12 protein-coding genes are annotated in these 14,940 nt (G+C 63.7%); 7 read left to right on the forward strand and 5 right to left on the reverse strand.

The window, feature by feature from the left end:
* Positions 1-80 precede the first annotated feature (80 nt).
* The 3 genes from ACSQ86_RS31410 to ACSQ86_RS31420 form a co-directional block, all read right to left on the reverse strand.
* A complete protein-coding gene (locus tag ACSQ86_RS31410) occupies positions 81-1,580 on the reverse strand; it encodes a phospholipase D family protein (RefSeq protein WP_436310432.1) in 1,500 nt (499 codons plus the stop codon).
* Positions 1,581-1,980: 400 nt separating this feature from the next.
* Positions 1,981-2,901, reverse strand: coding sequence for an alpha/beta fold hydrolase (locus ACSQ86_RS31415; protein ID WP_436310433.1), 921 nt, complete (start codon positions 2,899-2,901; stop codon positions 1,981-1,983).
* Positions 2,902-2,982: 81 nt separating this feature from the next.
* Complete coding sequence (locus ACSQ86_RS31420; RefSeq protein ID WP_436310434.1) at positions 2,983-3,972, reverse strand: ABC transporter substrate-binding protein; 990 nt, start codon at positions 3,970-3,972, stop codon at positions 2,983-2,985.
* Between the two features lie 843 nt (positions 3,973-4,815).
* On the opposite strand from ACSQ86_RS31420, the gene ACSQ86_RS31425 reads away from it, so the two are divergent.
* The 4 genes from ACSQ86_RS31425 to ACSQ86_RS31440 are packed head-to-tail and all read left to right on the forward strand — an operon-like array spanning position 4,816 to position 9,714.
* Positions 4,816-5,955, forward strand: a complete 1,140-nt coding sequence (locus tag ACSQ86_RS31425; protein WP_436310435.1) for a cupin domain-containing protein — start codon at positions 4,816-4,818, stop codon at positions 5,953-5,955.
* Complete coding sequence (locus ACSQ86_RS31430; RefSeq protein WP_436310436.1) at positions 5,952-6,938, forward strand: Bug family tripartite tricarboxylate transporter substrate binding protein; 987 nt, start codon at positions 5,952-5,954, stop codon at positions 6,936-6,938. Before ACSQ86_RS31425 ends, ACSQ86_RS31430 begins: the two co-directional genes overlap by 4 nt.
* A complete protein-coding gene (hglS, locus tag ACSQ86_RS31435; RefSeq protein WP_436310437.1) occupies positions 6,935-8,317 on the forward strand; it encodes a 2-oxoadipate dioxygenase/decarboxylase HglS in 1,383 nt (460 codons plus the stop codon). The genes ACSQ86_RS31430 and hglS overlap by 4 nt, the downstream gene beginning before the upstream one ends.
* The gene (locus ACSQ86_RS31440) at positions 8,314-9,714 is read left to right on the forward strand and encodes an FAD-binding oxidoreductase (protein WP_436310438.1); all 1,401 of its coding nucleotides are present in this window, start codon (positions 8,314-8,316) and stop codon (positions 9,712-9,714) included. The genes hglS and ACSQ86_RS31440 overlap by 4 nt, the downstream gene beginning before the upstream one ends.
* A gap of 127 nt (positions 9,715-9,841) precedes the next feature.
* Here ACSQ86_RS31440 and ACSQ86_RS31445 read toward each other — a convergent pair whose 3' ends face one another.
* On the reverse strand, positions 9,842-11,404 hold the full coding sequence (locus ACSQ86_RS31445; RefSeq protein WP_436310884.1) for an acetolactate synthase large subunit: 1,563 nt from the start codon (positions 11,402-11,404) through the stop codon (positions 9,842-9,844).
* Between the two features lie 201 nt (positions 11,405-11,605).
* Between ACSQ86_RS31445 and ACSQ86_RS31450 the strand changes: the two genes are divergently transcribed.
* Genes ACSQ86_RS31450 through ACSQ86_RS31460 form a run of 3 tightly spaced genes read left to right on the forward strand, consistent with a single transcriptional unit; the run spans position 11,606 to position 13,892 of the window.
* Positions 11,606-12,211, forward strand: coding sequence for a cupin domain-containing protein (locus ACSQ86_RS31450; protein ID WP_436310439.1), 606 nt, complete (start codon positions 11,606-11,608; stop codon positions 12,209-12,211).
* Between the two features lie 31 nt (positions 12,212-12,242).
* The gene (locus ACSQ86_RS31455) at positions 12,243-13,169 is read left to right on the forward strand and encodes a Bug family tripartite tricarboxylate transporter substrate binding protein (RefSeq protein WP_436310440.1); all 927 of its coding nucleotides are present in this window, start codon (positions 12,243-12,245) and stop codon (positions 13,167-13,169) included.
* A 3-nt stretch (positions 13,170-13,172) separates the two neighbouring features.
* Positions 13,173-13,892 (forward strand): alpha/beta hydrolase, encoded by a 720-nt coding sequence (locus ACSQ86_RS31460; protein ID WP_436310441.1) that lies wholly within the window; start codon positions 13,173-13,175, stop codon positions 13,890-13,892.
* A gap of 35 nt (positions 13,893-13,927) precedes the next feature.
* Here ACSQ86_RS31460 and ACSQ86_RS31465 read toward each other — a convergent pair whose 3' ends face one another.
* Positions 13,928-14,893, reverse strand: a complete 966-nt coding sequence (locus ACSQ86_RS31465) for a LysR family transcriptional regulator (RefSeq protein ID WP_436310442.1) — start codon at positions 14,891-14,893, stop codon at positions 13,928-13,930.
* Positions 14,894-14,940 lie beyond the last annotated feature (47 nt).

Here is a 14,940-nt window from a genome sequence, read left to right on the forward strand (position 1 = left end):
TTGGGGGCAAACTGGGAGAACGCTGGTTCGCCGCTGTCCCTTGCAGCTGCCGGATTGGTGGATTTGAGGGCGATCCTCACTCAGAGCCAATTTTGCGGCAGCAGCGCACCGAGAACGCGCGCAAGCAGCTTGCGCAGAACGCCGACCTCCGGCTCCTGGTCCAGCACGATCTCTGCTTCGCCACTGCCACGCACCCACCGCAGTTCGCCATCGGGACCGAGGCGAAGTCGGTAGGTGCTGGATTCGAAATCCATCATGGACAGGAAGTCGCGGGCCAGCTCCGGGCCGTCGATCAGCACACCGAGTTCGGTGTTGTAGCGCTCCGAGCGCCCGTCGAGGTTCATCGAGCCGACGAACAGACGCGCCTGGTCGATCACGATCACCTTGGCATGCAACACGCCGGTGCTCTCGCCGAAGCGGCCGAGTCGCCCTCGTTCGCGCGCGAGCGACGGACTAAGTTCGTAGACCTCGGCGCCGATCGACACCATCTCCTTGCGATAAGCCATGTAGCCGGCGTGCACGGCCGGTTCATCGGTGGCCGCCAACGAGTTCGTCAGGAGCCGCAGGCGGACGCCGCGCTGGCTGTTTTGCTCGGTCACCTGCATGCCGAGTTCGCCCGGAACGAAATAGGGCGAGACGACGAAGACTTCGCTGTGCGCGTTGGCCATTGCCTGGCCGGCACCGGCGCGCACCGTACCGGCGCGGTCCGCGACGCGTGCCCCGGCGAGCTTGTCGACCGGGTCCGCCAGCACCTGCGCCGGCACGGGCACCAGGCGCAGGCGCCCGGCACGCAACTCGTCGGGGAGGGTCGCGTATTGCGCAAAGCGGGCGGGCACGCCCAGATCGGGCGGCGGCGCTTGGATCACCGCCTGTCGGGCGTCGAAGCGCAGCCGGCGCTCGGCCAGCGTCGACCCGGGCCGCACGATCAGGTCGATCGGCCAGGCATGTTCGCTGTTCCAGTAGTCGTCGAAGGACGCCGAGAGATCGCGCACTACCTGACCGGCCGCGAGCAGGTCAAGGTCGACGAAGTTGCCGCCTCTGGCTGCCCGCATGAAATACTCGTCACCGATGTTGCGCCCACCGAAGACGGCAAATGCGTTGTCCGCGGCGAAGAGCTTGTTGTGCATGCGGTGGTTGACGCGCGACAGCTGGTCGAGCGAGCTGATTAGCTTGCTGGCGCGCGAGCCACGTGCCCGCACAAAAGGATTGATTAGGCGCACTTCGACCCGGTCGAAAGCGGCGAGATCGCTCAGCAGCGGCTCGACCGAGTCGCTGTGCAGGTCGTCGATCAAGAGCCGGACCCGCACGCCCCGCGCGGCCGCATCGCGCAGCGCGCCCAGCAGGTACGCGCCGGTGCGGTCGCCGTTGAAGACGAAGCTCTGCACATCGAGCGTGCGCTCTGCCTGGCGCGCGAGTTCGATGCGGGTTTCGTAAGCCGATGCGGCCAGGGGCAATAACCTGAACGCCGAGCTCGAACGATCGGGCAGCGCCTCAGCGGCGATCTTCCCGAGCAAAGTTGCGGCCGTGTCGGCAATCGCATGGCTCGCGGGCGGCATCGCCTCGGGAGTGCGCGTAGGCAAGCCCACGCATGCTGCGAGCGACAACACTGCAGCGGCAAGGAACAGCCTCGCCCGGGAATTCGGAGGGGGATCGGCGTGAAAGGTGTTCATGGGAACAGCAGCGCGTGGCGCCGTGCGACTTGGATGCTAGCCTTGCGCGAACGCGTTGTAGCCTGCCCATGCGGGCAGTAGGCGCGAATTCGCACAATGCATCAGCCTCGCCGAACCGTCCGGCGCTAGAGGAAGAATGCGGCCAGAACGAACTTTCATGGCGGAGGGTTTCGTGCATGAATTGAAGTTGGTCAAAGGATCGGACTGGCGCTGCCGACCCTGAGCGGGCCCTCGCCGCGCTTATCGTGTGACGCCAAAGCCGACGTTCAAGCTTGCAGCTGAGCACAGGCCGCACTACAGGCGCCGCGGTTCAGTACTTGGAAATGAATGCGACGATGGCCTCACTGAACCCGTCGGGGTTCTGCCGCGGCATGCCGTGACCCGCGTTGCGAATGAGGACACGCTCAGACTTCCGGAGGCAAGACTGCATCGCGTCGAGGTACTTCCCGTATTGAGGGGGGCTCTTCTCGCCGCCGAGCAAGAGGACGGGCGAGGCAATGCGGCCCGCGTCGGCGCAGGAGTACGGATCGAATCTGTCGCTGGCCATCCCCTTGAGCGTCCAAGCGTTACCTCGAAGTGCCTGACGGCCCGGCTCGGCCAGTGCCTTCCAGCTGCCGGGACCGGCGATCTCGTCCAAATAGTAGGCGAGGCCGTCGTCGACTTTGCCCCGCTCAAACATGGCGACAGCATTGGCAAGCTGTTGTTGCGCCCTTTGTGCCGTGGCCGCGGCGGTGGGATCGGCAGATTCAAAAGCAGACATGCCGTTGCCTCCCTCCGCGATCGTGAGCGTGCGGAACAAGTCGGGATTCGCCGTTGCCGCATAGAGCGCGAGAGAGCCACCCCTGGAATGGCCAACGAGGTGAACGGGGCCGGCGCCGAGCGCGCGAACGAACGCGGCAACGTCAGACGCGTGCTGACGCATGGAGAAGGCTCCACCTTTGCCATCCCATGGTTCCGGGTAGTAGTGGCGAAGGCTCACGGAGATCACCCGGTACTTTGCCGAAAGCGGCTCCATGATCCCGGCGAAGTAGCGATAGTCGAGAGGAGAGCCGTGCACAAGGACAATCGCCTGACCCGCGCCGCGCTCGACATAGGCCATGTCGTAGCCGTTGACCCGCAGGGCCTTCGCGCCTACAGGCAGCTCCCAGGTCCGCGGCGGAGTCTGTGCACACGAAGTAAGCAGCACAGTTGCGACGGTCATCACAGTTGCCAGAGATGCACGCCACATCATCTCGTTCTCCTTGGGTTCAGGTTGGAGTCACACGCGCGCGCTGCGGCTGGGAATCGCTGTCGTCACGCGCAAGTGGCGCCCTCACTGATCGACCAGGCGATTCGCCCTGCTCAGGACGGCCGGCGAAAGCGTCAGCCCGAGTTGTCGCGCCGCATTCGTGTTGATCACCAGTTCCGGCCTCTTGACGATTGCCACGGGTAAGTCGCCCGCCTTCGCCCCGCCAAGGATCTTGGCCACGTAGTCGGCCGCCTGCCGGGTCGATTCGGAGAAGGTCGTCCCGTAATTGAGCAGGCCGCCGCCATCCACATGGTCGATCGGCGAGAGCGTTGGCATCCCGTACTTGGTTGCCAATGCGGCAATCTCCTTGCGGTTTGGCGTGGTGACGGGCGTGGAGATCACAACAACAGCACCTGCGCCGGCTGCCTTGGCAGAGTGCAATTCCTTGTCGAAGTCCGGATTCGGGCCTCTCACCACCTTGAACGTCTGCACCTCCAGGCCAAGCGCGCGTGCGGCGTCTTCGTTCGCCCGGAACAGGTTGGGCGCGGCGCCGTCGTCGCCAAGCAGCGCAACGCGCGTGACGTTCGGCAACACCTCCTTGAGGATCTTCAGTTGTTCGCGGGCTTGCAGTGGATCGAAGGTCGTCAAGCCGGTCACGTTGCCGCCGGGCCGCTCTGCATTGGCCACGAGCCCGAAAGCCACCGGGTCCAGGACGATCTCGAACACGATCGGGATTTCCTTGGTCACGCCGGCCGCCGCGCGAGCTGCGCTGGCCCCGATTGCAACGATCACCTGCGAGTTGGTGTCTACCAGCTGCTTGGCGGATTGCGGCAACAGGTCGAGACGATTGTTCTCAGGCCATCGGCTCTCGATCACGACATTCCTGCCTTGCACGAAGCCGTGGCTCACCAGCGCCGTCGCAAACTCGTCCAGCAGCGAAGGCCCAGAAATTGACGAAGCGCTGGGGCCGAGAAAACCCACCCGGTGAACCGTGGCAAGCTGCTGCGCATCCGCGCGCGAGGGCAGCAGCAAGGCAAGCGCACATGCAATGACAACACCGAACAGCTTGGACATAGGTACCTCCGCCGGTCCCGCCGTGGGATGCGGATTGTACGACTGCGCACGGTGTTCAAACGAGCGTCGGTGGCTATTTTTCGAGCCCCGGCGTCGCGGGATTCCACGTGATCGCAGGCTGTGCAGGAGCTGCTGGGCCACAGCGGCGTGAGCACGACCATGATCTACACACACCTGCTCAACGTGGCGGCCGGCGGCACGCCCAGTCCGTTGGATTCACTACACGCGGCGTAATGCCGCAGCGCGATCGGCCAGTCGCGCGACTAGAGCACATTGCTGGAGGGAAGACGAAATCTCGCTCCCTCCAGACCAGCCGGTCGCGACGGACTCCTTGTGGCCGGGACTGTGAGTCCACAACGGCGCCGGTGAGATGTCCTTCGATGTTGTTGCCCCGCCGGCCAAAGGCAGCTTTCGGTAACCTTGGGGAGTTCACCGTCCCGGCCAATTGCGGTCCTTCGGCTTCGCGCTCCAAACGAAGACCCGATCAGCACAGTGACGTGACGAAAGCGGGGATACGCCCTGTGATCACCGTCGGCACTGCTATCGGGCGCAGGGCGCCCGTGGTGGCATCGATGGTGTAGGCCGTACGCTGTCCGGGTAAATATTCGCCACGTAGGCAAAGCGGCCCTTGGGGTCCACCGTGAGGGATCGACGGCCTTCTCGCCAGGGCGCCCTGGATCAAAGAGTTCCAGAGCAAGAACTGAAGTTCGAACGACACGAATTCTCTGAAGCTTGCCTGGATGCCGTGCCGGTCATTGACGGCGGTGAATGACGCATTGAAGGGCAGGCATGGCCTGAATCGCCGAGGGTCGGTCCAATGAGGGACTTCAAAGGAGACTTTCAATGACCCAAACCAACGCCACCCGGCCCGGCGCTCTGAGCTCGGCACAGATGGCCCAGCAACTGGCCTCGTTTCCCACCTATCAGAGCCCATCCGAAGCGCCTGCAAAGCGCTTCGAGGCAGAAGCGTCGGCGTTGTGGGGGGGCCGGCTGACGCCAATGATGTGCGCCGCCGGCGCGAAAGGAAGGTTCTCGAAGGCCGCACTGTCATGCCCGGCGACTGCATGCACGGGTGCGATCGAGCTCTCCGCCGGTGCCAAGTCGAAGTCATGGCGAAACAGAGACGCCATCGAGAATTTCGTATGTGTCGAAGGCAGCGTTGAAGTCGCGTTCGGCTCGGAGCTGGCTGATTCAATAACGCTGGGCCTGTGGGACCTGGTTTCGATTCCCAGCGGTGTGCGCCACGAAATCAGAAACTTGTCCGCCTCGGCCGCTCGACTGGTGGCCGTCCTGAGCATCTCTCCTTCTGGTAACTACGACGCGATCTTTGACGAGTCGGCCGGTGCCAACCTCAGCGATGAGACCCGCGCAGAGCTTGGCCTTCATTTCGACAACTCCAAGGGCGAACCGGTCGATCCCGCCATAATTAACGCGCGCACAACACGCTTCGCCACACTTGTCCCTTACAAGAAGGACCTGAATCGCACCAGCGGCCTGCCGCCGGAAGCCACGGAACGCCTTTCCGCAGGCTCGGTGTACCCGCTGATCGTGCCTGAAGGGCATATCGGCCGTTCACGCACCGCGCCAATGTACGGCACCCAGGGTTTGTACATCTCGATCGCCGAGTGCACCGCCGGCGACGACGGCCCCCCGCCGCACGCGCACTCCGATACCCAGGAATCCTTCTACGTTCTGGATGGCAACTTCGATATTTGCACTGGATTCGACAACGAAAGCATGGTTCCGGCGCGGCCGAACGACCTCTTCGCGGTGCCCAACAAGGTGATGCGCACTTTCCGCAACACCAGCGGCAAGCCGGCACGCTTGCTGGTGATCATCCAGGGGCCGGACCGTATGCAGGATACCGTGTCGTTCTCGAGAAGCATCGGCGAGGAGTTCAAGACCCGTTTCGGTGAGGACATCATTTCGAAGTACGCCGACGTCCGGATGACATTTGATGCAGAAGAGAGGCTCGGAGCATGAAGCGCGCGAGCATGCAAGCGCGCGCCGCTGTGTCAGCGGCGGCGACTCTTGCAGGGGCTTTGGTGCTCTGCCAGGCAGCAACGGCCCAGGGCTGGCCGGCGCGGCCGATTCGGATGATTGTTCCCGCAGCTGCAGGTGGAAGCACCGACATCGGCGCGCGTCAGGTGGCGCGGTTGATGAGCGCCGAACTTGGTCAGCCGGTCGTCGTGGACAACAAGGGGGGCGCAGGAGGGCGATTGGGCGCTCAGGAGGCCGCCCGCGCGACACCGGATGGATACACGCTGATCTATGGAAACTCAATCACCCATGCCTTGCTGCCGGCCACGAGTAAGTCCATCAACTATGACCCGCTAAAGAGCTTCGCACCAGCTGGGGCCGTCTTTTGGTATTCGACCTTGCTCGTCTGCAATCCCAATGTGCCATTCAGCGACCTGGCAGGCTACATCAGTTACGCGAAGGCCAATCCCGGCAAGCTGAATATCGCCACGGCAGGTCTCGGGAGCGGCAATCACTTCAGCAGCGAACTGCTGTCGCAGATGGCTGGAATCAAGGTCACTCACGTGCCTTACAAGGGGAATGCGCCCGCAGTTCAAGACGTCATGGGTGGCGCCGCGGATTGCATCCAGATGGGCGAAGCGAAGAGCTACCTCGATGGTGGGCGCTTGAAGGTATTGGCGACGACCGGCAAGGCCCGAGATCCACGCTTTCCGAACGTTCGCACGGTCGATGAACAGGGCTTGAAGGGCTTCGATGCCACGTGGTGGCAAGGTGTCTTCGCTCCAGCCGGCACGCCCCCAGACGTGATGGCGAAAGTGACCGCAGCCGTGCGCAAGGCAACGGAGAACCCCTCGACCAAGGCAACGATGTTCGACGCTGGTTTCGTACCGGAATTTGTACCGCCAGCTCAGCTTGCGAAGCGAATTCAGGGCGACATGACGAAGTTCCACAAGATCGCCACCGACACCGGGATCGAACTCGAATGAGCCAGCTGCTGCCTCCCGATGAGATCCGGGGAATGTTTTCTCTCGCGATGTCCGACATGTACCGCAGGGAGGTCCCGCAGTACGGCACGTTGTGTGAGCTGGTCGGTAAGGTCAATGCGCAGGTCTTGAGACATGACCCGGCGCTGGCCGATCGCCTGCGCGCCGAAGGGCAACTGGAGCGACTTGATGTCGAGCGCCACGGCGCCGTGCGTGTAGCCACGGCCCAGGAACTCGCGACGCTGCGACGGCTGTTCGCGGTGATGGGCATGCAAGCCGTGGGTTACTACGATTTGTCGATCGCCGGCGTGCCCGTGCACGCGACTGCTTTCAGACCGGTCTATGCAGGGTCGCTGGAAGCCAACCCGTTTCGGGTCTTCACATCGCTGCTTCGGCTGGAGCTGATCGCCGATCCAGCGTTGCGGCAGGAGGCGGCGCAGATCGTCGCGAGGCGCAGGATCTTCACCTCGGCTTGCCTGGATGCGATCGAGCGCGCCGAGAAACAGGGCGGGCTGACGCGCCAGGAGGCCGACGCGTTCGTCACGCAAGCACTGGAAACCTTCCGCTGGCATTCCGAAGCCACGGTCGAACTGACGACCTACCGGAAGCTGAGGGCCGCCCATCCTCTGGTCGCGGACATCGTGTGCTTCAAGGGGCCTCACATCAATCACCTGACGCCGCGCACGCTCGACATCGACGCCGCGCAGGCCGGCATGCCCGAGACGGGCATCGAGGCGAAGAAGACGATCGAGGGGCCGCCCCCGCGCGCCGTGCCGATCCTGCTGAGACAGACCAGCTTCCTGGCGCTGGAGGAGCCGATCCACTTCGTGGGTGCTACAGGCGATCAAGGGACGCACACCGCGCGATTCGGCGAGATCGAGCAGAGGGGCTGCGCGCTGACGCGCAAGGGCCGGGCGTTGTACGACGCCTTGCTCTCGAAAGCGCTGGCGCAATCCAAAGCGGGCACATCGATCGACGATGCGTTGCGTTCTACCTTCGGCGCGTTTCCCGACGACGAGCCGAGCCTGCGCCAGGCGGGCCTGGCCTTTTTCACCTATGAAGCGGATGTCCGGCGGGCCGAACAGGTCGCACCGCCTACCGAGGCTTCGGTCAACCAGCTGGTCGAAGGCGGCTGGCTGCGCGCGAAGGCGGTCACCTACGAGGATTTCCTTCCGGTCAGCGCGGCCGGCATCTTCCGCTCCAATCTCGGCGGCGACGCCCAGGCGGGCTATCAGGACGAAGGCAATCGGGAAGCCTTCGAGAGCGCACTGGGCGCCGGCGTGCTCGACGAGATCGACCTGTACCAGCAGCTCTCCGACGCCTCGCTTCGGACGGCGCTTGCGGCCTTGTCCAGTGGTCGACCAGTGCAGGTGACGGCATGATCGACGAGGCCGTGCGACAGATTGAGACTTTTCGGTGCCGATTGGGTGACCCAGGCGTGCTCACAGGCGCTGCGGACAAGGAGCCCTATGAACGCTCGGCGAGGCATGCCGGCGGGAGCGCCGTGGCCGTCCTGCGTCCGGGGTCGGAGGCGGAACTTGCATGGACCGTGAAGACGCTCTCGGAGCTGCAACTGCCCTTGGTCGTGCAGGGCGCCGCCACGGGGCTGGTCGGGGCCGCGACGCCGACGCCGGACGGCCGGCAGTGGGTGCTGTCCACGCAAAGGGTGCGCGATGTCCTGGAAGTGGATCCGGTCAATCGCTGCGTCAGGGTATCGGCTGGTTTTCGCCTCTCGGATGTGAACCGTGTGGCCGCTGCGCACGGTCTGGTTCTCCCTATCGATCTGGGCGCGGATCCGACCATCGGCGGCATGATTGCCACCAACACGGGCGGCGCGCGGCTCATCCGCTACGGCGGCATTCGAGAAAACCTGATGGACGTGCGTGCGGTGCTGATGCACCCGGCCGGCGAGTGCGTTGGCTCCGCGAAGGGGCTGCGCAAGGACAACACCGGCCTGAGCTGGGCTCAGTTGTTGTGCGGTACCTTCGGCGCCCTCGGCGTCATCTCGCGCGCAACCCTGAAACTGCACCCGGTGCAGCAGCAAAGCGCCACCGCATTGATCGCCTTGTCCGATGTCCATGCCGCCATCGGATTGATGTGCGAACTCGAACGCGAGTTCGGCGAAATGGTGAGTGCCTTCGAGGGCATCTCCGGCGCAGCGCTCGAGGCGGTCGCGCTGCATCAACGCAACGTCCCTGTTCCGTTCGCCACTATGCCCGCCTATGCCATCCTGGTGGAAGTCTCCAGTGCGATACCTCCCGGCCAGGGACTGGATCTCGAAGCCATGCTGATGAACTGGCTCGAGAAGAGGATGGTCGCCGGCGAACTCGCGGACGCCATCGTCGACAAGCCGGCACAGCTGTGGCGCATTCGACATTCGATCAGCGAGTCCGTCCAAGCTTGCGGCAGGCTAGTGGCGTTCGACCTGGCCGTGAGTCGCTCCAGGTTCGCCGAGTTCCGCGAGGCGGCCGTACACGTTGTTCAGGACATGATCCCCTCCGCTCGGATCTGTGATTTCGGACACCTGGGGGATGGAGGGATCCACCTCAATCTGGTGGTCCCGAGCGACTTAGACACCGCCACCATAGAGGTGCTTCGAGATACGGTGTACGACCTCGCCGTTTTTCAGTTCGAGGGGAGCTACAGCGCCGAGCATGGTGTCGGGCCGTACAACGCCTCCTACTACGAGCGCTTCACCTCGCCGCTCACGCGCGAACTTGCACACTCTCTCAAGATGTTCTTGGACCCAAGGCGAGCCTTGGGGAATGCGCAGCTGTAATAGAGCGCATTCGCCGCGCGAAGGCGCCGCGGCCGATCATGGCGACCCCACCCTCGGGCTGAGCCTTTCGGCCATAGCCGCGGCCTAGGTCTTGTCACAAGCGATATGTGACGTGGGAGCTCCGTTCCTAGAGGACTAGTTCGATCAGGCTCGGACCTTCAGAGGCTTGTGATCTGCGCATCGCATCGGCAAATTGGCCCAACGTGGAGACCCTGCAGGCGGGCACCCCCTGTCCAGACGCCAGTGCCACCCAATCCAGCGTCGGCCGATCGATGCTGAGCATGTCACTAGCTCGTCGACCCGGCGATCCCGCTCCCACCTGGGCGTACTCGCCTCGCAAGATCTGGTAGTTGCGATTGGCAAAAACCACCACCGTGACATTCAGGCTCTCGCGCGCCATGGTCCACAACGACTGCAGTGTGTACATGGCGCTGCCGTCTCCCTCCAGCGCAATGACCCTTCGGTCGGGCGCGGCGATCGCGGCGCCGACCGCCACGGGCAGCCCAAAGCCAATGGCGCCTCCCATGTTCGTCAGCCAATCGTGGGGAGCGGCGTCGCGGGTGGTCAGGTCGAACGCGCGACCGGTGCTGATGGCTTCATCAACGACGATCGCGTTCTCAGGGATGAGTGTCGCCAGGAGGGTGCCGATCGATGCCGGCGTGAGTGGCCCCTCCTCATGGTCGGCACTTGGTGCGAGTCGCGCGCACGTGATCGGCTTGACGCGCATCGCGCCAAGTTCCTCACTTACCATGCGCAGCGTCTCGGCTGGATCCTCGGCGTGCGTCGCGAGTGTCTGGATGTTCGTCCCGGGAGATGCAAGGCGGCCCGGCTTGTCGGGGTAGCCGAAGAACGCCACCGGTTCGGCGGCGCACACGAGAATGATGTGCTCGAAACGCGAGAGCAGATCAACCGCTCCCTGCACCGCGTAGGGCAGACGTGGAATGGCGACTCTGCCCGCGCCGCGCTCGATCCGCTCCGCATAGAACTCCGACATCACGGCGCAACCCGTGGCAGCGGCAATTCGCCCGGCCCACTCCGTGGCGCGCGCCCGAACGGCACAGCCGCCGAGCGGCAGCAGCGTGGAGGCACCATGGTGCTTGAGGGTGTGCGTCGCCGAGATCACTGCTTCCTGCTCGACGGAGCGGGCCTCAGGCCTGCGTGTGGCGCCCAGAGGCTGCGGCTGTCCACCGACGGCCGACCACGCCATGTCCGCTGGAAGTACCAGAGTCGCGATGCGCCCGGGACGCCCGGAAGCTTGCGCCACGGCCTCGCGTCCATCGTGCGCGATGGCCTCCGCACTGCTCACCGTATGCACCCAGTGCGACATGGGGCGTGCCAGGCCCTCGATGTCCGACGTCAGCGGGGCGTCAAGGGCCAAGTGCCCAGTGGCGTGCTCGCCCACCACGTTGACAATGCCCGAGCGCGCCTTTTTTGCGTTGTGCAGGTTGGCCAAGCCGTTGGCCAAACCAGGGCCGAGATGCAGAAGGGTGGCTGCGGGGCGCTCGGCCATCCGGTAGTAGCCGTCGGCCGCGCCCGTGACAACGCCTTCGAAGAGGCCGAGCACGCAGCGCATGCCGTCGATGCGGTCGAGAGCCGACACAAAGTGCATTTCGGAAGTGCCCGGGTTCGCGAAGCAGGTGTCCACACCCGCGTCCAGCAGCGTGTGCACCAGGGATTCGGCGCCATTCATGTCGATCTCCTGTGAGTGTTTCATCTGCCGAAGCAGTTGTGAGGATTCAAACATGGGAAAAGGATTCTTCGTCATCCGGATCGTTGATGGCGCCATCAGCCAGCGCCCATGGCGCCAGACGCTCCCCGCATCTAGATTTCGCTAACCCCGGCGCCGTACTGCGGACCGTCCGGCCCTCTGATTTTTAATGGAGACAATCCCATGCCTACGCTCAATCCCACGCCCGAAGAGATGGAAAATCGCATCGTGCGCGCGAAGACGATTCAGCCTAAGAAACGTCGATTCGACCAGGCCGGCGGAATTCCGGCCGCGGCCCTCGAGTCGATTGCCGCGGATTCAATCTATCTGTACATGGCGCCCGGAGAGGGGGTCGGTGCTAGCAGCCAGAACCCGGGCATCGTGGGGTTTCCTGGTCTCACCGTCAATCTGTGCCGCTGCCCGGTTGGCCAGGGCCCCGACCTGCATTCGCATGCCCGCACGCTTGAAACCTTCATGTGCTTGAGCGGCCAGTTCGATGTGATGTGGGGCGACGAAGGCCAGTACAGCACGGTGCTCGACGAGCACGACATGATCTCGGTGCCGCCCAACGTGATGCGTGCCTTCCGCAACACGGGGAAAACGCCCGAGGCTGTGCTGCTTGTCCTGATCCAGGGCGAGGCCAAGGAAATGGCGGCGGACGTGCAGTACGCCCCTGCGACTGGCGAGAAGATCGAGAAATCCTTCGGAGTTGATGTCCGGCATCGCATTGAGGAGATGGGGTGGCGCTTCGACGCCGTGCTCGGCAGCAAGGCGAGCGAGGCGGCCTGAGATGCGCCGACAAATACTTTGCGCCGCCGCGATGCTGATCGCGACGGGATCGACTGCGGCCCAGGGCACCTATCCCGACCGCCCGATCAAGCTCATCGTTGCCTTCGCACCGGGGAGCGCGCCTGACATCATGTCGCGCGCCTATGGCCAGAAGCTGTCACAGCTGCTGGGCCAACCCATCGTGGTCGACAACAAGCCTGGTGCAACCGGTGCCATAGGCGCGGACTTCGTCGCAAAAGCACCGGCCGACGGCTACACGATGCTGGTCAATTCCAGTGCGATGGTGATCAACCCGTGGGTGAAGAAACAGCCCTTCGATTTCCGAAAGGACCTTGTTCCGGTGGCGCGCACGGCCGACACGCCGTACCTTATGACGGTCAATCCGAAGCTGCCGATTCATAACCTTGCCGAGTTCATCGACTACGCCAAGAAGAACCCTGGCAAGTTGTCGTGTGGGACGTATGGTGTTGCCTCGCCGCCGCATCTGGCGTTGGAACTCCTGAAGAAGGAGGCAGGCATCGATGTGCTGCACGTGCCCTACAAGACGTTCGGCCAAGCCTTGCCTGATCTTGTCTCCGGGCAGTTGTCTTGCAGTATCGATCCACCGACCTCGCCCGCACCTCAGGTAGCGGCAGGCCACATTCGGGCAGTAGCGCACACCGGCAATGTACCGATGGAAGCATTTCCCCAAGTGGACCCGATCGGCAAGCGCTATCCCGTGGCGACGGTCGTGGGCTGGCAAGCCATCTTTGTCCAGGCCGCCACGCCTGCCCCGGTACTTGGCAAGTTGCGCAGCGAATGGCAGAAGACCCTCAGCGACCCCGCCGTGCAAAAGACGATTCGCGAGGCGGGGTTCGAGCCCTCGAAAGAGTCTTTGGAGGATTTCAACAAGGAGATCAGCACGGACTATCAGAAGTTCGGTCGCGTGATCAAGGACAACGACATCAAGCTCGATTAACCGATGACACAACAGACTTTAGGTTCACTTCCCGAGCCGCGCGCGTTGGCTGTTGAGCGTGGCGGCGTCAGCGTCCCCGCGGTGTATTGGACGCCGTCGAGCGCGTCCAGAGGCGTGGTGCTCGCGTGCCACGGTGGCAGTGGACACAAGACGTCCAACGCCATTCTCATGATCGCCCAGGCCTGCTTGCCGCTCGGTCTCACGGTCCTTGCGATCGATGGGCCGGTACACGGCGAGCGACGCGACGATGGCAATCTCGACGCCGCTGCTGCACGCCAGAGTTTCAGGGAAGCGTGGCGTGCCGGCGTGGGTCGGATCAGCATGGGACAGGACATGTCCGCAGCGCTTGACAGCCTCTTGCGCTTGCCGGAATACGCCAAGCTGCCCGTTGGATACGTGGGCGTGTCCATGGGCACTGCCTATGGGATTCCAATGCTGGCAGGCGAACCGCGCATTCGCGCTGCCGCTATCGGGCTGTGGGCCACGAACTATGCGGCTAGCGAGCACCTTGCCGAGTTTGCATCGCGCGTTGCCTGCGACGTCTGGTTCACCCAGCAGTGGAATGACGAGTTTTTCGATCGGCAAGGCACGCTCGATCTGTTCGATGCCATTGGTTCCGAAAACAAGCGGCTAGTTGCCTACCCAGGACCGCATCGCGAACTGGAAGGCGAGCGCCTTGCGGATGCGGTGGCCTTTGTCGCAGGGCGCTTGACAAAGGGGTGAGCAAATCGGCCTGAGCTTCGACGGCAGGACAGCGGTTATAGCGTAGGTCGCATGGAAAGCCTCTTGCCGATGTCTCGCAGGGATTCACGCATCCACTTGTGCGCGGGATCATGGTGCAGGCGTTCATGCCAGACCATGCTGACATCCACGCTCGGCACCTTGAAGGGGAGTGGGAGGAGCTGGATCGGCAGCGCGCGCGCGGCTGCCCGGGCCATGTGCTCGGGCACAACCGCGATGAGGTCGGATCCGGCGACCACATCTGGCAGCAAGGTCAGGCTCGATACAAGGAGCGTTACCGGCCGCGAATGGCCGAGCGCCTCTAGCGCTTCATCGACCATCGCTTCCATGGTCGCATGAGCCACGGGAGGGGCACCCCAGCGGGCATGCTGGCTGGAGACGAATTGTTCCAAGGTCAGCTCGCCCTTGGCGACCGGATGGTCCTCCCGGGCTATGCATAGGAGTCGTTGAGGATAGAGGACGGTCTGTCGCAGTTCGGAAGGCGGGGACCGGACAAATGACAAGGCGAGATCGAACTCGCCGTCGCGCAAGTATTCCGACAAGCGGCGAGGGTCACCCGGCTGCACCGTGAATCGCATGTGCGGCGCCTTGTGCGTGACCAGGGCCATCATCTCTGGCAGCAAAGTACGCGATATGCCATCGGACGCCATGATGCGCCATCGCGCCTGTGAGGTGCTCGGTTCAAAGTTTTCAGCCTCGAACCCGCGGCCGCTCAGCATGTCGGAGATCTCCCGTACCCGCCTGGCTAAGTCCAGCGCGCGGGGCGTCGGCTGCATGCCCGTCGTCGTCTTCACGAGCAGCACATCCTTGAACACTTCGCGCAGGCGTGCCAAGGCGGTAGACATAGCTGGCTGGCCGATACCCATCCGCTCGGCGGCGCGGGTGACATGGCGTTCCTCGACCAACGCCTGCAAGTATTGGAGGTGCTGGAAGTTCAGTCGGTTCAGCGATGTTTGGCTTGTCTCTTGCCGGCCGGGGGGCATGGTGGCTCCTTTTCGTTGTGGATGGCCGCCCTTTGTGCCCGTTTCAC

This window comes from Variovorax sp. LjRoot130 (assembly GCF_964253755.1).
Lineage (GTDB): Bacteria > Pseudomonadota > Gammaproteobacteria > Burkholderiales > Burkholderiaceae_C > Variovorax.